This is a genomic window from Bradyrhizobium sp. USDA 4538 (genome assembly GCF_024171045.1).
GTDB classification, from domain to species: domain Bacteria; phylum Pseudomonadota; class Alphaproteobacteria; order Rhizobiales; family Xanthobacteraceae; genus Bradyrhizobium; species Bradyrhizobium australafricanum.
Genome location: NZ_JALJZE010000001.1, coordinates 5,530,411 through 5,555,664 on the forward strand (window position 1 = coordinate 5,530,411; position 25,254 = coordinate 5,555,664).

Annotated in this window: 19 protein-coding genes; 9 read left to right on the plus strand and 10 right to left on the minus strand. The window is 64.2% G+C overall.

Annotated elements, in window-relative coordinates; genetic code table 11:
• Nucleotides 1–16: 16 nt before the first annotated feature.
• Both J2R78_RS25035 and J2R78_RS25040 read left to right on the plus strand, forming a co-directional pair.
• Entirely contained in the window at nt 17–718 is a 702-nt protein-coding gene (locus tag J2R78_RS25035) for an SDR family NAD(P)-dependent oxidoreductase (RefSeq protein ID WP_253607218.1), read from the plus strand.
• A 55-nt stretch (nt 719–773) separates the two neighbouring features.
• Complete coding sequence (locus J2R78_RS25040; protein ID WP_253607219.1) at nt 774–1,976, plus strand: ABC transporter substrate-binding protein; 1,203 nt, start codon at nt 774–776, stop codon at nt 1,974–1,976.
• Between the two features lie 16 nt (nt 1,977–1,992).
• Here the strand turns inward: J2R78_RS25040 and J2R78_RS25045 are convergent, their stop codons facing one another.
• Both J2R78_RS25045 and J2R78_RS25050 read right to left on the minus strand, forming a co-directional pair.
• Nucleotides 1,993–3,549, minus strand: a complete 1,557-nt coding sequence (locus J2R78_RS25045) for a hypothetical protein (RefSeq protein WP_253607220.1) — start codon at nt 3,547–3,549, stop codon at nt 1,993–1,995.
• Nucleotides 3,550–3,564: 15 nt separating this feature from the next.
• Nucleotides 3,565–4,755: a glycosyltransferase family 4 protein gene (locus J2R78_RS25050; protein ID WP_253607221.1), complete on the minus strand. Its 1,191-nt coding sequence runs from the start codon at nt 4,753–4,755 to the stop codon at nt 3,565–3,567.
• Nucleotides 4,756–5,034: 279 nt separating this feature from the next.
• Here J2R78_RS25050 and J2R78_RS25055 point away from each other — a divergent pair, with 279 nt between their 5' ends.
• Entirely contained in the window at nt 5,035–7,143 is a 2,109-nt protein-coding gene (locus tag J2R78_RS25055) for a GumC family protein (protein WP_375167058.1), read from the plus strand.
• A 74-nt stretch (nt 7,144–7,217) separates the two neighbouring features.
• On the opposite strand, the gene J2R78_RS25060 is transcribed toward J2R78_RS25055, so the two are convergent.
• Nucleotides 7,218–8,543: a lipopolysaccharide biosynthesis protein gene (locus J2R78_RS25060; protein ID WP_233285827.1), complete on the minus strand. Its 1,326-nt coding sequence runs from the start codon at nt 8,541–8,543 to the stop codon at nt 7,218–7,220.
• 618 nt (nt 8,544–9,161) lie between these two features.
• Here J2R78_RS25060 and J2R78_RS25065 point away from each other — a divergent pair.
• Nucleotides 9,162–10,382, plus strand: a complete 1,221-nt coding sequence (locus tag J2R78_RS25065) for an NAD(P)/FAD-dependent oxidoreductase (protein WP_253607222.1) — start codon at nt 9,162–9,164, stop codon at nt 10,380–10,382.
• Nucleotides 10,383–10,406: 24 nt separating this feature from the next.
• Here J2R78_RS25065 and J2R78_RS25070 read toward each other — a convergent pair whose 3' ends face one another.
• Complete coding sequence (locus J2R78_RS25070) at nt 10,407–11,537, minus strand: GNAT family N-acetyltransferase (protein ID WP_253607223.1); 1,131 nt, start codon at nt 11,535–11,537, stop codon at nt 10,407–10,409.
• Nucleotides 11,538–12,000: 463 nt separating this feature from the next.
• Here J2R78_RS25070 and J2R78_RS25075 point away from each other — a divergent pair, with 463 nt between their 5' ends.
• The 3 genes from J2R78_RS25075 to J2R78_RS25085 all read left to right on the plus strand — a co-directional run bounded on the left by J2R78_RS25075 (nt 12,001) and on the right by J2R78_RS25085 (nt 15,242).
• A complete protein-coding gene (locus J2R78_RS25075; RefSeq protein ID WP_253607224.1) occupies nt 12,001–12,855 on the plus strand; it encodes a WecB/TagA/CpsF family glycosyltransferase in 855 nt (284 codons plus the stop codon).
• 75 nt (nt 12,856–12,930) lie between these two features.
• The gene (locus tag J2R78_RS25080) at nt 12,931–14,220 is read left to right on the plus strand and encodes an O-antigen ligase (protein ID WP_253607225.1); all 1,290 of its coding nucleotides are present in this window, start codon (nt 12,931–12,933) and stop codon (nt 14,218–14,220) included.
• Nucleotides 14,217–15,242 carry a glycoside hydrolase family 5 protein gene (locus J2R78_RS25085; RefSeq protein ID WP_253607226.1) on the plus strand — a complete coding sequence of 342 codons (1,026 nt, stop codon included), beginning with the start codon at nt 14,217–14,219 and terminating at the stop codon, nt 15,240–15,242. Before J2R78_RS25080 ends, J2R78_RS25085 begins: the two co-directional genes overlap by 4 nt.
• A 27-nt stretch (nt 15,243–15,269) precedes the next feature.
• Here the strand turns inward: J2R78_RS25085 and J2R78_RS25090 are convergent, their stop codons facing one another.
• A complete protein-coding gene (locus J2R78_RS25090) occupies nt 15,270–16,481 on the minus strand; it encodes an amidohydrolase family protein (protein ID WP_253607227.1) in 1,212 nt (403 codons plus the stop codon).
• A gap of 118 nt (nt 16,482–16,599) precedes the next feature.
• Here J2R78_RS25090 and J2R78_RS25095 point away from each other — a divergent pair, with 118 nt between their 5' ends.
• On the plus strand, nt 16,600–17,889 hold the full coding sequence (locus J2R78_RS25095) for an MFS transporter (RefSeq protein ID WP_256558656.1): 1,290 nt from the start codon (nt 16,600–16,602) through the stop codon (nt 17,887–17,889).
• Between the two features lie 15 nt (nt 17,890–17,904).
• On the opposite strand, the gene J2R78_RS25100 is transcribed toward J2R78_RS25095, so the two are convergent.
• The 5 genes from J2R78_RS25100 to clpB form a co-directional block, all read right to left on the minus strand.
• Entirely contained in the window at nt 17,905–18,096 is a 192-nt protein-coding gene (locus tag J2R78_RS25100; RefSeq protein WP_057019217.1) for a hypothetical protein, read from the minus strand.
• An 82-nt stretch (nt 18,097–18,178) separates the two neighbouring features.
• Nucleotides 18,179–18,994 carry a family 1 encapsulin nanocompartment shell protein gene (locus tag J2R78_RS25105; RefSeq protein WP_069279514.1) on the minus strand — a complete coding sequence of 272 codons (816 nt, stop codon included), beginning with the start codon at nt 18,992–18,994 and terminating at the stop codon, nt 18,179–18,181.
• Nucleotides 18,987–20,048, minus strand: a complete 1,062-nt coding sequence (locus J2R78_RS25110; protein WP_253607228.1) for a Dyp-type peroxidase — start codon at nt 20,046–20,048, stop codon at nt 18,987–18,989. The genes J2R78_RS25105 and J2R78_RS25110 overlap by 8 nt, the downstream gene beginning before the upstream one ends.
• A 147-nt stretch (nt 20,049–20,195) precedes the next feature.
• Nucleotides 20,196–20,450 carry a DUF2171 domain-containing protein gene (locus tag J2R78_RS25115; RefSeq protein ID WP_057019219.1) on the minus strand — a complete coding sequence of 85 codons (255 nt, stop codon included), beginning with the start codon at nt 20,448–20,450 and terminating at the stop codon, nt 20,196–20,198.
• 100 nt (nt 20,451–20,550) lie between these two features.
• Nucleotides 20,551–23,163, minus strand: a complete 2,613-nt coding sequence (gene clpB / locus J2R78_RS25120; protein ID WP_253607229.1) for an ATP-dependent chaperone ClpB — start codon at nt 23,161–23,163, stop codon at nt 20,551–20,553.
• 667 nt (nt 23,164–23,830) lie between these two features.
• On the opposite strand from clpB, the gene J2R78_RS25125 reads away from it, so the two are divergent.
• Nucleotides 23,831–25,249: a YXWGXW repeat-containing protein gene (locus tag J2R78_RS25125; protein ID WP_253607230.1), complete on the plus strand. Its 1,419-nt coding sequence runs from the start codon at nt 23,831–23,833 to the stop codon at nt 25,247–25,249.
• Nucleotides 25,250–25,254 lie beyond the last annotated feature (5 nt).

Genomic DNA, 25,254 nt, shown 5'->3' on the forward strand with positions numbered 1-25,254 from the left:
GCGGAGGGTTGATCGCGTGACCGCACCTGTCTGTCTGATATCCGGCGTTGGGCCCGGCACCGGTTCGGCGCTCGCCAGGAGATTCACTGAGGGCGGCTATCGCGTCGCGCTTCTCGCCAGGAACGAGGCGCGCCTCGCCGCGCTCGAGACGCAGCTGCCGGGCGCAAAGGCCTATCGGTGCGACGTGTCCGATCCCGCGCAGGTCGAGGCGGTGGCCTCCGCCGTGGAGCGCGATCTCGGCAATCCCGCCGTGGTCATTCATAACGCCGTCGGCGGGGCGTTCGGCACCTTCCGCGAGATCGATCCGGAGATTCTCAATCGCAACTTCCAGGTCAACACGATGGGATTGCTGTACCTGGCACGGCGATTTGCCCCGGCGATGATCGCTGCCGGCAAGGGCGCCATCGTCGCGACCGGCAATACGTCGGCGTTGCGCGGCAAGGCCGGCTTCGCGGGGTTCGCGCCGACCAAGGCGGCACAGCGGATTCTCGCCGAGGCGATGGCCCGCGATCTGGGGCCGCAAGGTGTTCACGTCGCCTATCTCGTGATCGATGCCGTGATCGATCTGGAGTGGACGCGGAAGCGCTGGCCGGATCGGCCGGACGACTTCTTCATCAAGCCGAAAGCGATCGCCGACGAGGTCTGGCACGTCGCCCATCAGGATCGCAGCGCGTGGTCGTTCAATTTCGAGATCAGGCCGTTCGGCGAAGCTTGGTAGCGCCGCGCGCCGGTCGCAAGAGTTGGTCAATTCATAAAAGCTCAGGAGGAATTTCATGTTGTTGAAGACGTTTGCCGTGTCCGTTGCGATGCTCGCGGCGCTTGCCGCGGCTCCAGTCCGCGCCGAAACGCCGGGGGTATCGGAATCGGAGATCAAGGTCGGGGCGACGTTCCCGTTCAGCGGGCCGGCGTCGCCGCTCAGCAACACCGGCAAGGGCCTGATCGCCTACGTCCATTCCGTCAATGACCGCGGCGGCATCAACGGCCGCAAGATCAACCTCATCACCTATGACGATGCCTACACGCCGCCCAAGGCCGTGGAGCAGACCCGCAAGCTGATCGAGAGCGACGAGGTGGCGTTCCTGTTCAGCCCGCTCGGCACGCCCGGCATCGGTGCGACCATCAAATACGTCACCGCGAAGAAGGTGCCGCATCTGTTCGTCGTCAGCGGCGCGACCAAGTTTGCGAATTTCGCGGAATTTCCGCTGACCACCACGGGACTGCCGAGCTACAACACCGAAGGAAAGATCTACACCAAATACATCATGCAGACGGCGCCCGATGCGAAGATCGCGATCCTCTACCAGAACGACGATCTCGGCCGCGATTTCGTGGCCGCGTTCAAGGAGGTGCTGAAGGCCGATTTCGACAAGAAGGTGGTGACGTCTCCCTATGAGGTCACCGAGCCGACCATCGAATCCCGCGTGGTGACGCTGAAGGCGTCGGGTGCGCAGGCGTTCCTGATCGCCGGCACGCCGAAATTCGCGGCCCAGGCGATCAAGAAGGCGAACGAGATCGGCTGGTCGCCGCTGACCATCGTCAACTATGTGTCGAGCTCGGTCTCCGCGACCATCGTGCCGGCGGGCGCGGACAAGGCGGTCGGCGTTGTCGTGGCGACCATCACCAAGGATCCGAACGACAAGAAGTGGGCCGACGATCCCGGCATGAAATGGTATCGCGCCCATTTCGAGAAATATCTCCCAGGCGCCGATATCGGCGACAACAACTATCTGTTCGGCACCCAGCAGGGCCAGATCCTGGAGCAGGTGCTGAAGCAGTGCGGTGACGACCTGTCGCGCGAGAACATCGTGAAGCAGGCGCGCAACATCAGAGGGCTCGTGCTGCCGACGCTGATGCCGGGCATCGCCATCAACACAGGCCCCGACAACAGCATGGCCTATACGCAGCTTCAGCTGCAACGCTGGACCGGAAGCTCATGGGAGCAGTTCGGCGGCGTGCTGAGTGCCGACCTGAACTGAACCGGGTCGACCGAGGCTAGTGGAGCCGTCGCGCGATCGGCTTCGCCAGCGTGCCTTGCCACTCCCGCTGCGCTGGTCGGTCGCTTGACCGCAGGCTGTTCAGCAAGGCGGTGGTCTTCGGCTGGACCCGCGAGCCGTCGATCACCTCGAGCCGGCCGCAGCGGTTGAGCGTGTGCAGCTTGCGTCCGGTCCACAGCGGCCCGGGTTTGAGCAGATGGCGCACGGCCTGCCGGTAGGTCGTCGGCGACAGTTCGAGCACTTCCGCAAGTCCGAGCGCCGCGCCGTACCCGTTGCTGCAGTCCTGCACCGGCCGCCACAGCTTGCCGTTGATGGTCACGAAATTGCCGGCCGGCCGCGTCGTCGCGCGATCCATCAGGATCGGATTGCTTGCATGCGGCCGCCACGGGCCGAACAACTGCTCGGCGTAATAGATCGCCAGCGTGTCGGAATATCCGCCGGTGCCGTCGCGCCAGGCTCCGAACATGTAGTAGAGGCCGTCATGCTGCGTGATGGTCGCGTCGGCGAGTTCGAGCCCGGACAGCAGCGTGCCCTGCCGTTCCCACTGGTCGGGAAAGCGAACGCATTTGTAGATCGGGACATCGCGATGCGCGGTGCTTTCCGGGATCATCCACAGCTCGCCATTGTTCTCGATCAGGAACGGGTAGGACAGGTGCCACGGCTCTTCGAGCACCGGCAGCACCGTGCCGACCGGACCGTTGCCGTCGAATTCGATCGCGGAGATGATGCCCTTGCCGGTTCGGTGGTCGAGGTCCTCGAAGAACACGAACGTCCTGCCCTGCCACTTCACCGGGACGGGATCGGCATAGAAGTGATTGCCGGGATCGCCGAGCACGTTCCAGGCAGGTCCCGACAGGTCACCGGTCCGCCAGACATCCGTGTTCTCGGCGTAGCGCCAGCCGACATGCCAATGCGGCGCGTAGCAGCAGAGACGATAGATTTCCTTCGCGATCGAGGTCGCGACGCCGCGCAGGACAAAGGGCGCGGGATTTCGCGGTGCGCTGCCGGCCGCCGGCACAGCCAGTTGCGGCACCAGCCGCGGAGCCCCCGACAGGATCGGCGGCAGCATGGACAGGGTGCGCGCCATCACCGTTTCGAGCCCGCCGCTCAGGCCGGCGGCGATTTCCGCCGAGGGATGGCCGCGGTCCATGACCGTGCCGTCGAGCTCGTTGACGATTTCAATCACCGGCAGGTCGCCGGCGAGAATGGCGGCCAGTGCGGCGGCTTCGCCCGCCTGTCCGTTGAAGCGCGGACGGAGGTAGAGCCTGGCGGGGCAGTTCGGGTCCCGCGCGGCAGTGGTGAAGTCGATCACCACATCGGGGTTGCCCATGCGCGGTCGTTCCGCAATCGCCTTCAGCCTGTCGACATCACCCGCCTTGCCCTTGCGCAGCACGATGCGCTCGAGCTCGAACAGCATGTCGAGGCCGGCGGGCCTTGGCCCTGGCGTCGTCGTCCAGGCGATTTGAACAGGAATATCCTGATCGTTGACGCGCAGCGTCTCGCGGCGCATCCAGAGTCGCGCCTGCGCGCGATCGCAGCGAAACTCGATAATCATGTCCAGCCCAATTTCCTAGTGCGCGTCCACTCCCACGGCATTGCCGAGAATGCGGACGTATTCCTCTATCATGGCATCCAACGAATAACGCGACTTCAGGCCCACGGCACTTTGCCGCAGCTGGTCGCTCAACAAACGATCGGTCAGGACTTTCGACACGGCGGCCGAAAACTCCGCCTCGTTAGCCGCGTCAACGAACACTGCGGCAGGCTGTCCCTGGTAGGACAGCACCTCGCGCAGCACCGGCAGATCGTTGACAACGCAGGGGATGCCGGCGCTCGCGGCTTCCACCGCAGCGAGGCCGAAGGTTTCGGCCTGCGTCGGAAAGACGAAGACGTCGAGGCACGCCAGAAATTCGGCCATCTGGCGCGGTTTGATCTCGCCGACGAAGTGCAGCCGGTCCGCGACGTTCAGCTCGCTCGCCAGGGCTCGCAGCCGTTCCTCGTCCGCGCCTTGTCCGGCGAGGGCAAGATGCCAGGATTGGTCGGCGGCCAGCAGGCGAATTGCCGCATCGAGCCGCTTGTGCGGATGCAGCCTTGCCGCGCAGCCAAGCAGCGTGCGATCCGGCGGCAGCCTGAACTGCTGCCGCGCGACGTTCTTCGGCAGGCTGTGCGACTTGTCGTCGAAGCCATGCGGGACGTGCGTCATGCGCGCGCGATAGGTCGCGGGATAGCGGGCGTATTCACGCTCCATGTCCCGCGAATTCAGCGTGATGCACTGGAAGAAGCCGGTCGAGCCCATGAAGATGTCGGCGGCGCGCACCGGCATGCTCATCGACATCGCCGAGGACACCTGATTGGCGATCACCGGGGCTCGGCTGACGAGCCGCGACACGCCTCCGCCGATCACATTGCCGAAGTGCTGGAAGGTCAGCACGACATCGGGCCTGATGGTCCTGAGATGACCGGCGAGCGTCCACAGCATCCGCAGCAGCGCCAGCGGGTTTCCTGGACGGCTCGGCGCGCAATAGAAAGTATTGGGCGGCTCGTCGAAGGAATCCGATTTGCGGAAGAAGAACAGGTTGGCGACGTCATAGCCGCGCGCGGAGAGGCCCGCGCCGAGCAGCCGCGATATCTCCTGCGCGCCGGCGTTCTCGGCCTGGGTCTGTACCAGGACGATACGCAGCTTTGGCTTGCTCTCGTTCGGTCGATCGCGTGATGCGGTCGATGCCTCGCGCAATTCTGTGCTTGGCCTGTAATGAAGCACGGCTTCCTCACCCGTCGAAGGAGTGAAATCGTCTCCCTCGCTATTACGCGCGTACTTATCACGCGAAGCGCGCTCGTAGATCGAGTAGCGCGTGTTGAGGTTACTGCTCATTTAGTGCGATCAGACATTGCCAGCAATCGAGAGCCATTGTTTCACACATAGGGTACAGCCGGCTCGTTAACTAATTGGTTACGTCCGCATGAGGAGGGGGTAACCGTGGATTAACCATAGATATTTACGTTGGAGCAGTACTGTCAGTTGAATTCGAGTAACAGCCCCATGAAGTTCGGTAGCCGCGTAGGCCCGAGACGTTCCGAACCCACGGAACCCGCCGCGTCGTGGGAAGCTGCCGGCGTGCCGACCAGCCGATCCTCTGCGGAAACCACCAAGGGCGTGCTTAGCATTCCCGGCGTGGTGGCTTTTTTCCGCGAGAACGGTCAACGCATTCTGATGCTCGCCGCGGTGATCTTCGCGGTCGGCGTCATTCTGCTGATGTTGATTCCGGCGCGCTATGCCGCGACCGCGCTCGTCGTGGTCGACCCGCGCGAGCAGCGCGTGACCACCGATCAGGACGTCCTGCCGGGGATCGGTCAGGATGCCGCAGCACTGCAGAGCTATGTCGAGATCGCCAAATCCGACGGATTTCTCGGGCCGCTGATCGAGCAGCTCAAGGTCGCCGAGGACAGCGACATCTCCGGCGGCAGGACCGACCCGACGCGGCTGCTCGACCGGTTCCGCAACCGGCTCGACATCTCCCGGCGCGGATTGACCTATGTCATCGCCATCAAGTTCACGTCCAACAACCCGCAGCGTGCGGCCTATTACGCCAATGCGGTGGCTGAGGCGTTCGTCGCCAGCCAACGTGGCACGCGCAGCGTGGCGACCGACGAAGCCGCCGACTGGCTGAAGAGCCGGCTCAAGACATTGAACGACCGCCTGCGGTCTTCGGAAGATGCCGTTGCGAAGTTCAAGCTCGAGCACCGGATCGTCAACGCGGGCAAGGAATCGACGACGCAGCAATTGCGCGTTACGGATCTGACCCAGCAGGTCGCCGCCGCGCGCGCCCGCACCGAGGAGGCCAAGGTTCGCTACGAGCAGCTGCAGCGCGACCTGAAGGCCAATGTCGACGGGCCGGTCAAGCAGGACCTGCTGAGTGCGCTGCGCGCCCAGCGCTCCGCGCTCAACGACCAGATCGCACAGAAGCGCGGGGTGCTGGGCGATCGTCATCCAGACCTCGTGATGGCTCTCAGCCAGCTCAGCGATCTCAACCGACAGATCGAGATCGAGCGGAAGAAGAACATCGACACCGCGAAGTCGGAGTATGAAGCGCAGCGCGATCAGCAGAAGGCGCTCGAGGATCAGCAGAAGGCGGTCGAACAGCAAATCCTGGTCGACGGTCAGGCGCTCGTCAAGCTGCAGGAATTGCAGCGCGACGCCGATGCCAACAAGAATATCTACGAGCAATTCCTCTCGCGCTACAAGACTACCGACGAGCAGCGGCTGCTGCAGAGCTCGCAGACCAAGGTCGCATCGCCTGCGACGCCGCCGGTGCGCTCGACGCTGCCGCCGCTTCCGCTGTTGCTGGTCGCGCTCGCGATCGTCTCGCTGCTGACATCGACGGCGATCGTCGCCGTTCCCGGTCTGAATCTGAAGCAGCTCCCGATCAAGGCCATTCCGCCGCTTCGTCGGGCCGAGGCGCCCGCGCCGCCGGCGCGTGCCGCGCCGCAACCAGCGCCGCCGCCGGGATTGCCGGTGCTGGCCCGCATTCCCAACATGGTGTCGCCGGACGCCGTCAGGAGCGTCTGGCAGACCCCGATCTCGTCGACGGCCGAACCCGATCTCAGTCCGCATCTTCAGCTGCTGATCGAGAACATCGAGCAGCTTTCGGGAGAGCACGGCAAGGTGGCGCTGTTGCTGTCGGTCGAGGCCGGTGCGGGCGGCAGCACCGTTGCACGGTCGCTGAACCGATCCGCCGTCAAGAACGGCATGCTCAGCGTCCTGATCGAGGTGGAATCCAGGCGCGCCGAGGCCGCGCCGCCGCAAGGATCGGGCATCATCAAGGCCGACCTGCCGTCGGTCGTCGAGCTGCTGGGCGCCAGCAGCAAGGCGCCGCCCTATCCGCCGGACGATATTCGCGCCGATTTCGGCTTGATCATCGTCGACGCATCGTCGCTTGCCCTTCAGCCGGCCGCGGTGGCGCTGGCTGCCCATGCCGACCTCGTGATCCTCGTGGTTCGCGAAGGTGCGGCCAACTCGGCCGCGATCGGCAAGGCGCGGGCCGATCTATCCGGCTATGGTTCGGTCCCGACCGCGCTGGTCGTCAATCGCGTGGCGGTCGATGCCGCCGTTCGCGGTCGCCAGGGCGAGGCGCTCGGCCTGGCGAGCTGAAGGCGGTTCGGCTGAAGCTAGCGCCTTTTCCGTTCCGATAGTATCGGAACGCGGCTCTTCGCTCGAAAAACGCTCTAGTCGTTGCTGTCCGCAACGCGGACCGCGTAGGCGTCACCTTTCGACGGCCACAGATGCGACAGCACCAGAATGGATGGGTCGACGCCGGTCCGCCGCCGGCACAGCACGTTGAGCGCGATGGTGGCGACGACCAGCGAAACCGTCGCCGAGATCGCGGCGCCGAGCACGCCGAGCCACGGGATCAGCACGACAAATCCCAGCAGCCGTAGCGCCACATTGGCCGCGACGACGGGAACATAATCACGCTCATGGCCCGTCAGCTGCAGAACAGCGGCAGAGGGTCCGCCTGCCGCCTGGAAGGCCGTTCCGATCGCGAGCACGATCAGCACCCACTGCTGCGCCGCGAAGTGCGGCCCGAACAGGCCGAGCAGATAGGGGGCGCCCACCCAGACAATGACGAGCCCGCTGAGCACGCAGAGCGCGGTCACCTCGGCCATCAGCTTCAACGTATGTTCAAGCTCGCCGTGGTTCTTGCTGAAATACAGCGAGGGCAGCCGGCGCGCGCCGAACGTGTAGAGCGCAGCCGACAGCATCGCGAAGATGTTAGCCAGCCGCGAGGCGGCGAAATAGACGCCGGCGGTGGCCGGATCCAGCATCCAGTAGACCAGGATGACGTCGAAATACTGGTTTGCCGCTTCGAGAATGGAGGCGAGCCAGAACCGGAATGCGCTTTTGTTCCAGCGCGAGGCCTCGAAGCGCGCCGTGACCGACCGCAGGTTCGGCAGCGCCCGCATGATCGATACGATCTGCACGACGAGCCCGAGCGCCATCGCGGCCGACATCGCGCTGAACAGCTCGGCGGGGGTGAGCTGCCGGTGGCCGAACAGCACCGCGATCAGGAACAGGACGACGGCGACGCGCCAGAAGAACTCCCGATTGCCTTCGCCCATCAGGATGCTGACCAGCGATCGCGCGATCTGGCTGCCGAGCATCAGCCCTGCATTGATCGCGGTGAACGCCGAGACCGACAGGATCAACAGCCACCACTCGCCGCGAATGCTTGCCACCGCGGCGATCGCGGCGATCGAAATCAGCATCCCGATCGCGGAGTTCTTCAGGCTCGACAGCAGCACACCCTTGGTGAACTCGGCCTGGCCGCGCACCTCATACTCATTGAGAAATCGAACCAGGAGCAGCTCCTGGCCGACCAGGCCCACGACCGAGGCGATCTGGGCGACGGAGAGCAGGGTTGCGAAGTTTCCAAACGCGTCCGGCGTCATCGCCCGCGCGGCGAGCGAGAACAACGCGAATGCGAGCCCGCCGCTACCAACCTTGAGCAGGATGGTCCCGGCAACGCCGCGCGTAACGTCGCGCCGTAACAGTTGGAGCACGGAGGCAATCACCAGAGACGTCTCAATATCCAGTCGGGCTGTTGACCGCAGCAATCGGTGAAGCCTGGAGTGTTAATGTTCTCTTGCTAAGATTCCGTTCCTTTCGAACGGCTGCCGGGCCCAACGCAGTTGTGAACAGGGCCAGGTCGCGTTGCTCCATTCTGGAACGGCGCCGTCTGCCCTGTCTCCAAACGGCGCAGGTTGGATTTGCCTCCAGCGTCCGGTCCAGTGGCGCGGACCTTGCCGGAACAGACTGCGCTTGCGCGTCAACGCCATTTGTCGCTGCTCGATGGCCTGGCAATTGCCTCGCCATCCCGCTGCGGAGCCTGCAAAGGTTCGGTTTCATGGCCGACCGCCGTGCAAGCCATGTGCCGAGAGACCGCTGATCGTGGTCCGGACGTTTTCATTAACCGCAATTCTGGAACTCGCCGTGTTCGATCGGCAAGGCGGCACCGCAGGCAAGGAAATTGCAGTCCTGCGGCCAACCAGAGCTTTTCCCGTTCCGATGGAATCGGAACGAGGCTCTAGATTCTTGTTTTGACGCGTTTTCTTCACGCGAACCGGTATCCACTTCGCTCGAAAACGCTCTAGCCGTCGGAGCGGACGAACATGATTGCCGAGAAAAGTGCGACCAAGCCAATCGTGGCCTGCGAGACCGAGGTCATCGAAGCGGACGTCGCAATTGTCGGAGCCGGTCTGGCAGGCTCGCTCGCAAGGGCTGTGCTCGCCCGAGCCGGATACCGCGTCGTCCTGATCGACAAGCGATCGATCCCGCCGGACGAATTCCGGGTTGAAAAAATCGCCGGACGGCAGATCGACATCCTGCGCCGCCTCGGCTTCATCGACGACGTCGAGGCCATTGCCGCGCCCTATGACCGGGTGCTCAACATCAGGAGCGGCAAGCTGGTCGATATCGGCGTCGGCCGGTCCTACGGGATTTCCTATGCCAACCTCGTCAACATGGCACGCGGCCTGACGCCCGATGCGTCGAGCTTTCTGCTCGACCAGGTGACCAATGTCAGCTGCAGCGAGGAACGTCAGCAGTTGACGTTGGCCTCCGGAAAGCGCGTCGTCTCGCGTCTGGTCGTTCTGGCGACCGGCATGGCGAACGTGCTCGGCCATAATCTCGGAATGCGCCGGCAGATGCTTGCTGCGCGCCACTCTGTCTCGTTCGGCTTCACGATTGCACGGCCGGACAACGCGCCATTCGATTTCGATGCGCTGACCTGCTATGGCGAGCAGGCGGCTGACGGCGTCGACTATCTCAGCCTGTTTCCGATGTCGGGCGGCATGCGGGCGAACCTGTTCATGTTCCGCGATCCGACCGATCCGATCATGCGTGAGCTGCGCCGCGACACCAGACGAACGCTGCTTCGCCTGATGCCGGGATTGCAGCCCTATCTCGGGGATTTCGAGGTGGTCGGCCAGGTGCAGAACTGGGTCATGGATCTGACCGTGACCGAGGGCCATCTGCAGCCCGGCGTCGTGTTGATCGGCGATGCGTTTCAGACCAATTGTCCCGCAGCCGGAACCGGCGTTGGCCGACTGCTGGTGGACGTCGAACGTCTTTGCACGGACTATGTGCCGCGCTGGCTGAAGACCGCCGGTATGGGCGCGGACAAGATTGCGCAGTTCTATTCCGATCAGGACAAGCTCGCCGCGGATCAGCACTCGCTGCACCTGGCGAGCTTCCGCCAGGCCTTGACGTTGAACACCGGTGTGCGCTGGAACTTGCGGCGGAAGCTGCACTTCCTGCGCCGCATGATCACACACCGGGTGGACCGGATTCATCCGGGATGGGTGATGCGCGTCCGCAGCGCGCTCCGCTGATCGGGCTGCCAGCGCCGGGCGGCGCTAGCGCGTGCCGGTCGAGGTGCGGACCGGCCTGAAATCGGTCACACGCTTGGCGGCCTGCTTGATCCAGGGCGCCTGCTTCAAGGCAAACAGCGCGAGCGAGCCGGCTGCGCTCCCGGCCTGCGTCACGGCCGACATCGGGGTCGGCTGACCGCCGAAGTACGTCTTGTAGGGTTCGTCACCGATGGTGAAGTCCAGCACCCGGCCGCCGCGCTCGATGCAATCCCTGGCGACGCTCTCGAATGTCAGCGCGCCGATCGATTGGCTCTTGTACCCCTCGACATCAAACGCCGTCATGACGACAAGGAGGCTGTCACGGTGAACCAGCCCAAGGGCCGCCGCGATGACTTTGCCGTCCATCTTCATGGCGTAGAGCCGGGTAAACGAGCCCATGCCGCGAAGCGCCACGCTCGAGTAGAAATCGAAATACTCCGGTCGCTGCAATAGGTCGCCATCACCCTGTTCGTGAAACCGCGGACCGCGAAACTTTCTCATCGTCTCCATGGCTTCGCCGACGGAAGCGCTATCGTCGCAGCATGAGAAGGTGAGTGTGCCTTTCTTGTGGATCTGGCGCCATTTCTTTGCCAGCTCCTTCTGGTACGACTTTCCCATTGCATTGATCTGCCATTGCTCGAACGGCGCGACCAGGACCGTCGCGTAAGCATTGGTATCCATCAGGCTGCGATGGGGCGCTCCCAGCAGATTCTCGATCGGCATCCTCGCATCGAGCAGCTTGGGTATGCGCAGCAGGTCGAACGGCCGCAGCAACTGTCGAAGCCTTTCGCAAGCACGCTGGTCTTGCAGCAGGTCGGTGAAGGTCGCGATGCTGCACACCGGCGACAAATAGTCGGACACGCGGAGATCGGCGAATTCGATGGTGCGCATCGGGCCGCGCCGCACGCGCAGCATCGGCAGCACGGCCGCAAGCGACCTGTTCGCACGATGGCGGACGGCGACGACCAGCGGTTTGGCCGACGCAGCGGGAGCGAGCTTGCGATAAAGGCTGTCCAGCCATATCGGATGCTGGAAGGCGGTCGCGTCCGAGCCTTCAAATAATTTGACGTACTCTTCAGACAGGAAGTCGAATGCGTCGTCGATGCTGACATCGAACGCGTCATCATTCTTGTTCATGTGAGACCAAACAAAACGACAGTTTCAAAGCGCCGATTGTATCCGGCACGCCGCCCTTATAGCAAAGGTCGATCGGCTCGGGCAGCGGCAGAATACGATTTGTATTAATGTAATGCCTCGACCTTTGCACATTGTTGCTGGGGCGGGCCATTGCCGTCATCGCATCGACTGCGATCGGCTGTCATCTCAACGTGGCCGGGTCCGAGGGATCAGCATCATTAACAATCCTTTAAGGATGCGTTCAATCGCGCCGTGGTGAGATATCGCACCCGGTCTGGACCGGATATTGCAGTTAAGGGCTCGCAAGTCCTGGAGTCCCGCCGAAATGCTGAGTCACAACCAAAAAACCCGCGCTTCCTACGCAATTTCGTTCCCGCAGGCCGACCGCAAGCCGGCTCGGCGTCTCAATTCGGACATGGCTGCTCCGCCTGTCCGGATTTGCGACATATCGCGGGCCGAGCGGATGTCCCCGGCGCCGGCACAGATCGGATCATTGCCACACGGCGCGCCGGAGCGGCGTATCAATCCTGTCGGCAGGGCTGCGACTGCCGGTGTTCCCCGGGCAACCATCGGTGGACTGCGGCTCGCCGTGCTCGATCGCGAGCAGACCGCCGAGTTCATGGTCGAGGCTGTGCATCCGAACCGGCGTGCCAATCGTCCGCTGTATCTGACCTCCGCCAATGGCGAGGTGCTGTCGCGCTGCTCGACCGAGCCGATGACGGACCGGCTGTTCCGTACCGCCGACCTGATCAACGCCGACGGGCAACCGCTGGTCATGGTGTCCAAGCTTCGGTCGCCGAATCCGCTTCCCGAGCGCGTCGCGACCACGGACCTGTTTCACGACGTCGCGCGCAAGGCGGAAGAGCTCGGGCTGACCTTCTATCTGTTCGGCGCCAACGAAGCCGAGAACAAGGCTGCCATCGCCAATGTCCGCCGGGCCTATCCGGCACTCAAGATCGTCGGCCGTTCGCACGGCTATCTGCGCGGTGACGCGCTGCGGGCCAAGGTCGACGAGATCAACGCTCTGGCGCCGGATTTTCTCTGGGTCGCGCTCGGCGTGCCCTATGAGCAGGCTTTCGTCGACGAGTTCATGCCTCGGCTCGGCAATGTCGGCGTCATCAAGACCTCGGGCGGGCTGTTCAACTTCCTGTCCGGCTCGCGGCCGCGTGCGCCCAGATGGATGCAGATCGTCGGCCTCGAATGGGCCTGGCGCCTGTGGCTCGAGCCGCGGCGGCTGTTCTGGCGCTACCTGACGACCAATCCGCACGCGCTCTATCTGCTGTTCAACCGGACCCGATCCTCCTCAACGAAAGACTGACGCCTCTCACGAGTGCAATGTGCTGCTCCGATCCACCGGAGCAGCAAGCTCATTCCATGAGCGGGGTACAACCGAATGGACGGACGTGCGATCGACAGTTCGATCTGGCAGGCACCCGGCGTCGGGGCGGAGAATTTCGCCAGGACCGTCGTCGGTTGGTCGATCACCATCAATGTGATCATGTCGATGGGGACCTTTCACGCGGCGCTGCTTCCGACTGAATTGACCCTGGTACAGCAAGCCGTCGCCCTGTTGATGTGGGGCGTCCTGATTTACGCAAGCCTGTTCATCCGTCCCTGCCTGCGGCTGGCCCTCAATCTCGACACGCTCGTGATCGTCGCGTTCTATGCGTTCGCCACTGTTTCCGTGCTGTGGACCAACCTCGGCGTGGCGGCCCTGATGAAGGCCGCGGCGCTCGCAATCACGACGCTTGGCGCGTTCTGCATGATCACTCGCGTCGATATCGACGACATCGTGACATCGGCCACCCGCGGCCTGTTGGTGCTGATCGCGGCCTCTGCGCTCTGTGCTGTGATCCTGCCGGACATCGGGATCGATCAGACCTGGATGCACAAGGGGCAGTGGCAGGGTGTCTTCGAGTCGAAGCAAACCCTCGGCTTCGCCGGCGCCTATCTCATGTTCTTCGCCTGCTATCGAAAGATAGCGGGACAAGGATGGCTGCCGTTCCTCGTGACGTTCGTGCTGGCCTCGACCTGCGTCATGCTTTCGGAGTCGCGCGGCGCCGGCGCCCTGTCGTTGGTTGCCTGCGCGCTGCTGCTCACCTCCCTGTGGTCGGTCCGGTGCATGCAGGTCTACGCGATCCTGCCATGTGTCATGTGCGTCGCGGCAGCGCTATTGATCCTGTATTTCTACACGACCGGATACGATTCGATTCATGCCTTCGACACGACGATCGACTTCACCGAGCGAACCTTCATCTGGCAGTACGCCATCAGCCATTTCGATGACGCGCCGCTGTTCGGATTCGGCATCAACGGTTTCTGGACCAATCCGGCGATCTACGACTATTTCAACCAGAACCACGGCTGGGTGCTCGACAATTATCACAACGGCTATATCGCCATTCTCGTCGAGACCGGATTCCTGGGCTATTTCCTGTTCACGGCGAGCGTCTTCCTGTTTTCCTACAAGGTGCTCTGCCTGATCGTAGGGCGGGCGATCGACCGTCTGCACTGCGCGTTGATCATCGGGTTCGTCTTCCTCAACTGTCAGACCAATTTCACCGAGACGGTCTTCCTTCGCTCGACGATGTTCACGTCGGTGCTGCTGATCGCCTTCTTCCTCGCCATTTGCCGGCCGGTGCCGTCATCGCGCGTAGAGCCGCGCGAGTTGGAGCAGCCATGACCGCGTTCCGATTGCTTCTGCAAAGAGCCTTCGTCATGCTGGCGGCGGCGGCACTTGCTCTCCCGCTGATCGCGCCGGCGAACGCTGCGGGGCAGGGGGCATCGCCGGACGCCGCGCCATTGGGGCGCGGCATCAATATTCTCGGCTATGACGGCATCTGGGAAGGCTACCGGAACGCGCCGTTCCGGCTGGAAAACCTCGCCGCGATTCGCAGGGCCGGATTTTCCCATGTCCGGATCAACTTCTTCGGCTTCAGGCATATGGAGTCCGGCAACATCCTCGATGATGCCGTCCTGCGGCGCCTCGATGCCGTGATCGAGCAGGTGCTGGAGAATAGGCTCGTTCCGATCCTCGATGAGCACGACACCGATCTCTGCCAACGCGACGTGGCCGAATGCGGCGTGAAGCTCAAGGCATTCTGGCGCCAGATCGCATCGCGCTATGCGGGGAAATACCCGGCGCTGGTGTTCGAGATCCTGAACGAGCCCGGCGGCAACATGACCTCGGCCGAATGGAATGCGCTGCTCGGCGATTGTCTTGCCATCATCCGGGATACCAACCCGAAGCGCAATGTCGTGGTCGCGATCTTGAACACCGAGGAGCTGCCGATCGATCAGCTGGTGCTGCCGGCCGGCGACCGAAACCTCATCGTCACATTCCACTATTACCTGCCGCTGCAATTCACCCATCAGGGCGCGCCGTGGTCGCCGACCTTCTCGAAGATCGGTCCGTTGCGCTGGGGCTCTGCGGAAGACGAAGCCAGGGCCTCGGCCGATTTCGACAAGATCCGCTCCTGGTCCGAGAAGGAACAGCGCCCGATCTATCTTGGCGAGTTCGGTGTCTATGAACGTGCGTCCGCGGAGAGCCGCGCGACGTATCTGTCGTTCATGGCGCGACGCGCGGAACGCAATGGCTGGGCGTGGGCGTACTGGCAGTTCGACCACGATTTTGCGGCATTCGACGGCGCCCGGCAACGCTGGAAGGCGGACATCCTCCGCGCGATCATCCCTCCGGTCCGCTAAGCCGTTCGATTGGACGCAGCGTCCGATTCAGGATTGGCCGGCGGCCTTGACGACGCGATTGTCCCGCGCAACGAGCACGCCACCCTTGTAGACTGAACGCCCGGACGGCCGCGCCACCACGGCCTCCTGGATATGCACGGCGTTCAAGGTCACGAAATCGGCCTTGGCCCCCACATGCAGGCCGTAGTCCTCGAGCCTGAGCGCCTTGGCGCCGGCCGCGGTGATCATGTCGAACGCGATCGCGAGCTCCTCATCGGTGTAGAAGCCCGAGCGGTATCCGATCATCATGGCACGGCCCAGCATGTCGCCGTCGCCATAGGGCCACCAGGAGTCGCGGATGTTGTCGTTGCCGCTGAACACGGTGACGCCGGCCTTTCTCAACACGGCGACGGGCGGGAACGGCCGGCTGCCCGGCGCATTCGTCATGATCGCCACGCCCGAGCGCGCCAGACTGTCGGCGGTCTTCTTCAGCGCATCGGCGGGAATGTCGCCGAGCCCGTAAGCGTGGCTGACGGTGACGCGGCCCGCCATGCCGAGCGCGCGGGTTCGCGCCGCGATCTGCTCGACCTCGAAGGCACCGAGCATGCCGCCGTCATGAAGATGGATATCGACATCGACGCCGTGCTTTTGCGCAACGCCGAACACGACATCGAGATGGCCCTCGACATCCCGGTCGAAGCTTGCGGGATCGAGCCCGCCGACCGCATTGGCCCCGAGCTTGACGGCCTCGTCGAGCAGTTGCGGCGTGCCGGGGCTGGTGAGGATCCCGTTCTGCGGGAACGCCACGAGCTGGATATCGATCAAATCCCTGTATTTCTCGCGAACCCCGAGGATGGTCTCCAGCGACTTCAGTCCCACCGAACCGTCGACCATGACGTGGCTGCGCATCTGCGTCGTGCCATGGCCGATGCAGAGGTCGAGCTGGTTCCGTGCGCGCACGTCCATCGGCGCGGCGGCGGCAAGGTTCTCGGCCTGAAACGCCACCCGCTCATGGACGTCGAATCCGTCGGTGCAGGGGCGGTGCGGCCGCCAGGTATCGCCGTAAAAACTGGTGTCGAGATGGATGTGGCCTTCGACAAAGCCGGGCACGACCAGCGCATTGCCGAGATCGACGATCTCGACCCCGCTCGGGCGTTCGCCTTTCGCCTCGATCGCAACGATGCGGCCGGCACGGACCAGCATATCGCGGCTGGCGCCGTCACCGAACCTGGCATTGATGAAGAGTTTGTCGGCTGGCATCGGATCTGTTCCTCTTGTCGCTTGCGTCGTATGCAGATCGCGCGGCTCTCCATGCCTTGCCTAACATGGTCGGAGGAATAATACTCCGCTCGCACAAGCAGACAAGGAACCGAGAGCGTTGCCGGAGATTGCAAGCAGGGAAGAGTTCGATGTCAAGCGCGCAGCCCTTGCCGCGACCATCGGCAACATGCTGGAGTTCTACGACTTCATCACCTACAGCTTCTTTGCGACCGAGATCGGCCGCACCTTCTTTCCCGCGCACAGCGAATACGGCAGCCTCATGCTGTCGCTTGCGACCTTCGGTGCCGGTTTCCTGACGCGGCCGATCGGCGGCATCGTGCTCGGCATCTTCTCCGACCGGGTCGGACGGCGGCCGGCGATGCTGCTGAGTTTCGCGCTGATGGGCGGCGCGATCCTGACCATCGCGCTGACGCCGTCCTATGCCGCGATCGGCATTGTGGCGCCGATCATCGTGATCCTGGCGCGGATGGTGCAAGGATTTGCGCTGGGCGGCGAGGTCGGGCCGACCACGGCCTATCTGATCGAGATCGCTGCACCGAGGAACCGCGGCCTCGTGGTCGCCTGGCAGCCTGCCAGCCAGGAGATCGCGGCGACGGTGGGCGCGCTTGTCGGTGTCGTCCTGAGCAGCGCGATGGCGCCCGACATGCTGCAGGCCTATGGATGGCGCATCGCGTTCCTGCTCGGCGCCGTCTGCCTGCCGTTCGGCATCTGGATGCGCCGCACGCTGCCGGAAACCGTCTCGCACGGCGAGCACGTCGCCGGGCAGATCGAACGCTCGAGCCATGTGGCGCTGGCGCGGCGGCATCTTCGCGTCATCGTGCTGGCGGTGATGATCCTGGCCAGCGGCACGATCTCGACCTATGTGACGCAATACATGACGACCTACGCCAAGAATACGCTGCATGTGTCGCCGTCGCTGGCGTTCACGGTATCGCTGGTCAGCAACGGACTGCAGATCATCGGCGCGGTGCTGGGCGGCTGGCTTGCCGACCGGCTCGGACGCAAGCCGATCATGATCTGGCCGCAGCTGGTCGTGCTGGTGCTGACCTATCCGGCCTTCCTGTGGATCGTCCAGGACCCCGGCGCGTGGTCGCTGCTGTTCGGCTTCGGCATCCTGTCGTTCATCGGATCGCTGCCGTTCACCGCGTTCTATGCCGCCTTCACCGAAGCGCTGCCGCAGAGCATTCGCGGCGGCGTATTCGCCACGATCTACGCGGTCGCCATCGCGACGTTCGGCGGCACCGCGCAACTCGTGGTCACGTGGCTGCTGCACGTGTCAGGCGATCCGCTGGCGCCGTCCTGGTATCTTCTGCTTGCGGCGGCGGTCGGCATCGTGGCCATGAGCCTGATGCCCGAGACCGCCCCGGTGAAGGTCGGCGAGAAATAACGCCGGCAGACGCGCTCAATCCATGTCGCGAAAGGCGTGGCCGTTGGCCTCGATTTCCTTCACGAGCTGCGGCGGCAGATTGGCCTGCGCCGAGGTGCCGTCGAACACCCAGTCCTTGGCGTCGGCAAGGTCGGGAAGGCCGGCGCCCTTGCGGACGTAGAGACCGACCGATGCCTTCTTCGGATTGATGTAGAGATCGTAGTCCATTGCGCGCCTCCTCTCCGTTTCACGTTTGGCGGAAGCTCCGGCAACGGCCGGAGACTTCCCGGATAGGTCAACGCCGGCAAGACTAGGCGGGTTTCTTCGCCTCCGGCGCAAGCACCACCGACGCTTCGCTCGTCAGCATCAGGAAGGTGATGGTCTCCTGGAAATACAGCTGAACCGATTTCGCCGAGTGGCTGAGATAGCCGATCGAAAGGTCCTGGCCGATCGAGAGCTGGAAATCGCCGCCGCGGGTGGTCAGCAGGACGCCACCCTCGATCGCGGGCGCCCAGATGATCTTGCCGTCAATCAGGCGCTGGATGTGCTGCAGCACCGGATAGCCGTCGTCGGTCGCCCCGCCGATCGCGGTATAGGGCTCGGTGCCGAGCAGCAGCGTATAGGGACCGTTGACGCCGGCAAGCCGCAACTGGCTGACCGCCTGCGCGACCACGGCGGGATAGTTCTTGACGCTCGACGGCAACGTCAGCACCGGGTTGCTGGTGCCTTGACGGATGCCCTGAATGCCGGCGGCTGCATAGCCGTCGAACACCGCGCGATCCTCGGCGAAGGCGATCTTGCGCGCGGCATCCTTGAGCGGATCCCAGTCGGAATCATTCGCGCCGCGCTCGACATCGTCGATCGCCTGGCGCGAGAGCTCGAACGGCACACGCAGTTCGACCAGCGCCTGGACGTCGCGCTGCGTCGCCTCGACCCCGTCGCCCGGCGCCGCAATCTTCTTGAGATGACCGGTGCCGACCGCGGAGAAATCCGTTCCCTTCGGACCGTCGACGTCGACGACACGGCGCGCCGCCAGATGGCGCTTCAACGTGCGCGAGGCCTCCTCTTCGATCTGGGCCCATGCCGCGTCCGAGATGGGAGCGAGTCCCCGATGAAGATTATTCATGTCCAGCCTCTCCTTTCAGTGAGCCGATCCCGAGCGAGCCGTCGGACGGCGGTATTCCCGGTGCAGGTGTGTCGCCAGCCCCGGCGTCATCCAGCGACGGCTCGGCGGGCGAGGGTGCCGGCGCCTCGCTCGCGACATCCTCCAGGAAGGTCGCCGACGGGACGAAGAACAGCATGCCGGTGACGGCACGGCTGAAGTCGAGCAGGCGGTCGTAGTTGCCCGGCGGCTTGCCGACGAACATGTTCTCGAGCATCTGCTCGATCCGCTGCGGCGACTTGGCATAGCCGATGAAATAGGTTCCGAACTCGCCCTTGCTGATATTGCCGAACGGCATGTTGTCGCGGACGATATCGAGCTCCTCGCCATTCTCGACGATCGTGGTCAGGGCGTTGTGCGCGTAGCTCGGCTTCACCGCATCGTCGAGCTCGATGTCGGACAGCTTGGTTCGGCCGATGATCTTTTCCTGCATCTCGACCGGCAGCTCGTTCCACTTCTTCAGGTCGTGCAGGTATTTTTGCACGATCACATAGCTGCCGCCGGCGAACGCCGTGTCCTCGTCGCCGATGATGGTGGCGTCAGTGGCCGCCTGGTCCTCCGGATTCTCCGTGCCGTCGACGAAGCCGAGCAGGTCGCGTTCGTCGAAATATTTGAAGCCGTGCACCTCGTCGGAGGTCGCAACCGCATCGCCGAGCCGCGTCATGATCTGGGTCGCCAGCTCGAAGCACAGATCCATCGGCACGGCGCGGATGTGAAACAGCAGGTCGCCCGGCGTTGCGACGGCGTGGTGGACGCCGTCGATCTCGCGGAACGGATGCAGGCCTTTCGGCTTCGGCGCGCCGAACAGCCGGTCCCATGCGTCGGAGCCGATGCCCATGACGCATGACAGCCGGCCCTCGAGATCGCGGAAGCCCACCGCACGCAGGAGCGCGCCCAGATCGGCGCACAGCGACCGCACCACCGCGTCATATTCCGGATTGGGCTTGATCGTGACCGCAAGGAAGATGGCTGCGCGCGTCAGCTTCGCAGCGACCGGTTGCGGAACGGCTGATGGCACGCATGTCTCCTTGACTAAACGGCACTTCCACGAGGACAAAAGGCAGGCGCTGGACGCCGGATCGGCGTCCAGACAGGGTCAGAGGAGCATGCCGGTGGAACCTTTACAAGGGCTCGAATGGCTCACGCTCTTGCAGAGGTGCCTGCCTCAATCGACGGGCTTCCCGGACTTCTCTTCCTCGAGGGTCACCGCGATCGCGGCGTTGGCCGAGAGCCGAACCTTGGAGCCTTCGACACCCGCCACGAAGCCGAGCTCGATGAAGTGATGATGGCCCTTGTGGAAGCCGTCGCTCTCGCTCTTCTTGAGCTTGATGCGGTTGCCCTCGACGTGATCGACGGTGCCGACATGCACGCCATCGGCGCCGATGACCTCCATGTTGTCCTTGATCTTGTGCTGCGTCATGGCGCTCTCCTGGTTGCAGGTCAGCTTGTATATTCGGCTTGCATATGATGCCGGCAGACGACGCGGCGATGACAGCGCGTCGTTGGCGATCCGGCCTGTCTCACACCGGTTCGAATTCGTCCGCCGCCGCGTTCTCCGGCTTCTTGCCGTTGAAGGTGAGGCCGGCCTTGGTGGCCGAGAGTTTTACCTCTGAGCCGTCGCGCACATCGCCGGAAAGGATCATCTCCGCCAGCGGATCCTGCACGCTGCGCTGGATCACCCGCTTCAGCGGGCGGGCGCCGTAAGCCGGATCCCAACCCTTCTCGGCGAGCCAGTCCCGCGCCTTCGGGTCGAGCTCCAGCTCGATCTTGCGATCCTCGAGCAGCTTGCGCAGCCGCGAGAACTGGATCTCGACGATGCGGCCCATGTCGCTCTTCTGCAGCCGGTGAAACAGGATGATCTCGTCGATCCGGTTGAGGAATTCGGGACGGAAGTGCGCCCGTACCATGTTCATCACCTGCTCGCGCACCGCGCTCGTGCTCTGACCTTCCGGCTGGTTGACCAGATATTCGGCGCCGATGTTCGAGGTCATGATGATCAGCGTGTTGCGGAAATCGACGGTGCGGCCCTGGCCGTCGGTCAGGCGGCCGTCGTCGAGCACCTGCAGCAGTACGTTGAAGACGTCGGGATGCGCCTTCTCGATCTCGTCGAACAGCACCACCTGATAAGGCCGCCGCCGCACCGCTTCGGTCAGGGCACCGCCCTCATCATAGCCGACATAGCCGGGCGGCGCGCCGATCAGCCGCGAGACCGAATGCTTTTCCATGTATTCGGACATGTCGAGGCGGATCATCGCGGTCTCGTCATCGAACAGATATTCGGCAAGCGCTTTCGCAAGCTCGGTCTTGCCGACGCCGGTGGGACCTAAGAACATGAACGAGCCGATCGGCCGGTTGGGGTCCTGCAGGCCGGCGCGGGCGCGGCGCACCGCGGTCGACACCGCGCGGACCGCCTCGGCCTGGCCGACGACGCGCTTGCCGAGCATCTCCTCCATGCGCAGCAGCTTGTCCTTCTCCCCCTCCAGCATCTTGTCGACTGGCACGCCGGTCCAGCGCGACACCACCTGCGCGATATTGTCGGCGGTCACGGTCTCGCTGGTGGACGAGGTCTCGCCGGCCTCGACCGCCGCGAGCTTCTTCTCGAGTTCGGGAATCCGGCCATAGGCCAGCTCGCCCGCCTTCTGGAATTCTCCCTTGCGCTGCGCATTGGCGAGCTCGGTACGCAACTGTTCGAGTTCGCCCTTCATCTTCTGCGCATCGGAAAGCTTGCTCTTTTCCGACCGCCATTTCGACGTCATGTCCGCCGATTTCTTTTCCAGGTCGGTGAGATCCTTCTCGAGCGTCTGCAGGCGGCTCCTGGAGCCGAGATCGGTCTCCTTCTTCAGCGCTTCCTGCTCGATCTTGAGCCGGATGATCTCGCGGTCGAGCGAATCGAGTTCTTCAGGCTTGGAATCGACCTGCATCTTCAGTCGCGCCGCGGCCTCGTCCATCAGGTCGATGGCCTTGTCGGGCAGGAAGCGGTCGGTGATGTAGCGGTTCGACAGCGTGGCAGCGGCGACCAGCGCCGAATCCGCGATGCGCACGCCGTGATGTTGCTCGTATTTGTCCTTCAAGCCGCGCAGGATCGAGATGGTGTCCTCGACCGTCGGCTCGGAGACGAACACCGGCTGGAAGCGCCGCGCCAGCGCTGCATCCTTCTCGACATGCTTGCGGTATTCGTCGAGCGTGGTGGCGCCGATGCAATGCAGCTCGCCGCGGGCGAGCGCGGGCTTCAGGAGGTTTGATGCGTCCATCGCACCGTCGCCCTTGCCGGCGCCGATCAGCGTGTGCATCTCGTCGATGAACAGGATGATGCCGCCCTCGGCCGAGGTCACTTCCTGCAGCACTGCCTTGAGCCGTTCCTCGAACTCGCCGCGATACTTTGCGCCGGCGATCAGCGCGCCGAGATCGAGCGCGAGCAGCGCCTTGTCCTGCAGGCTTTCCGGCACGTCGCCGTTGACGATGCGCAGCGCGAGGCCCTCGACGATCGCGGTCTTGCCGACACCGGGCTCGCCGATCAGCACGGGATTGTTCTTGGTCCGCCGCGACAGCACCTGGATGGTGCGGCGGATCTCCTCGTCGCGGCCGATCACCGGATCGAGCTTGCCATCGCGCGCGGCCTGGGTAAGGTCGCGGGCATATTTCTTCAGCGCGTCATAGGCGTTCTCGGCCGATGCGCTGTCGGCGGTGCGGCCCTTGCGCAGCGCGTTGATCGCCGCATTCAGGTTCTGCGGATTGACGCCGCCCTTGGCGAGCAGCTTGCCGGCCTCGCTGTCCTTGTCGGCTGCGAGCGCCTGCAGCAGGCGCTCGACAGAGACGAAACTGTCGCCGGCCTTGTCAGCGGCCTGTTCCGCCGCGGCGAAGGCGCGCGCGGTCTCGGGCGCCAGATAGATTTGTCCGGAGCCGGCGCCGCTCACCTTCGGCACTTTCGCCAGCGCGTCCTCGGTCGCCTTGAGGATCGCGCGCGAATTGCCGCCGGCGCGGTCGATCAGGCCGGCCGCGAGGCCCTCATTGTCGTCGAGCAGCACCTTCAGGATGTGCAGCGTCGAGAACTGCTGATGCCCCTCGCGCATCGCGAGCGATTGCGCCGACTGAATGAAGCCGCGAACGCGATCGGTATATTTTTCTATGTTCATCGTGGCACCTCAAGCAACGCAAGCTCGTCGAGATCCATTATGCCACGCAGTTCCGTCGGCGACAGATGGCGGAACGATGACATCCATCATGCAACAGCCCCGTGCAATTGCGCCGGCGGAAAACCGCGGGCCCAAGGCTGCCGCGTCTCGCATCGTGTGGTCCTTTCAGGGGAGTGTCAATCGCGCAGCGCGCTCGCTGGGATGCTGCGGTTAAGCCGTTGCGAGCGCTGATGTTCGTCGCTGGCACTCATCGGGAGGCACTGCTACGGCCGCGCCGGCAAGCCGGGTGCACGCATCGCGCTGACTACGGTTCGATGGATCGCCGGGCTCGCGAAGCGAGTGTTGGATGAGCATGGACCGCTGTGATCGTACAAAGGCCCAGGTCATGATCGGGACACGTTATCGGAATCGATCGCGTCGCGTTTCGCGTCGCTCGCTCGCTGATACAGAGAAGCAACGCGCGATGTTCCACTGAATCGCGCAACGTTGCATCACGGCGCACTCTGAACCGACCGTGAATAGCCGGATGAGCGCGTTTCCGTTTGCGTCGATGCGTTTCAGGCTGGTGTAAGGTCAAGGCGCTAGCGATGAAGTGTGTCGGTGCATTGCCGACGCACGGAACTTTTGTTCCGTCTCACGTTGAACGTGCTCATCGAAGAGGCTCCCAATGACAACTCGTCTCCTTTCGACCGTGTCGTGTGCAGCGATTGCCACGGCGCTGTTCTATGCGACGGCAATGCCCGCAATCGCGCAGGATGCGGCATGCGCGCCGGTCTCTGCCGTCGAGACCGCGCCGCCGCCGTTGCCGACCTACGATCAGCCGCCGGTGCCTGGGCCCGGCTACATGTGGTCGCCGGGCAATTGGTCGTGGGACGAGGATCGCGGCGATTACTACTGGGTGCCGGGCACGTGGGTGCAGCCGCCGCGGGTCGGGCTGCTGTGGACACCTGGTTATTGGGGCGCGTTCGGCGGCGGCTTCATCTTCCATCAGGGCTACTGGGGTGATCGCGTCGGCTTCTACGGTGGCATCAATTACGGTTTCGGCTACGGCGGGTCGGGCTATGAAGGCGGCCGCTGGGATCACGGCAACTTCTTCTACAATCGGACCGTGAACAATCTGCAGGGTGCGCGGATCACCAACGTCTACGAGAAGAACGTCACGATCAATCAGACCACCGTCAACAACGTCAGCTACAATGGCGGCCGCGGCGGCATCGAGGTGCGGCCGACGCCGGCCGAGCGCGCGGTCGCCAAGGAGCAGCACTTCGCGGCGACGCCGTTGCAACGCAAGCAGGTCGAGACCGCAAGCCAGGATCCGAGCCTGTTCAAGCGGACCAACAATGGCGTGCCCGCAGTCGCCGCAACGGCGCGTCCCGGCGAATTGAAGGGACCGGGCGTAGTTCGCGCGCGGCCGGCCGGCGAGGCGGTGCCGGCCAACGCCGCACGGCCGGCGGCCGGGGAGCCGGGGCACCCGGGAGCTGCACCTGCACCCGCGCCCGCAACAGCACCGGCTGCTTCCCATGCGCTCCCGGTCCCGGGAAAGGAGCTTCCGGCGGCGCATCCGCCCGCCGAGGCGAACAAGCCCGCGGCCGAGGAGAAGCGCGCAGCACCTGCTCCCGAGACCAAGGCCGAGCCGCACCCTGCTGCGCCGGCACCTGCCGGATCCCACGCGCTTCCGGTTCCCGAGAAGGGCGTTGCGGCGCATCCGCCCGCCGAAGCGAACAGGCCCGCGGTCGAAGAGAAGCGCGCGGCGCCTGCCGCCGAGCCGAAGCTTGAGCCGCATCCTGCAGAAGCGGCGCGGCCTGCCGTGCAGGAGAAGCGGCCCGAAGAGGTGCGCAAGGAAGAGCCGCGTCCCGAGCCTGCCGCGAAGCCCGTCGCGCGGCCCGAGCCAGCGAGGCCCGAAGCGCGACCGGAGCCAGCAGCGAAGCCGCAAGCGCACCCGGAGACGATGGCGCGCCCTGAGCCGCATCCGCAGCCGCAGGCCGCCCATCCCCAGCCGGCGGCACGGCCGGAGCCGCACGCCGCTCCGCATGCTGCGCCTGCGGCAGGTCATCCCGCAGAGGAGAAGCGGCAGGAGCAACACTAAGGCAC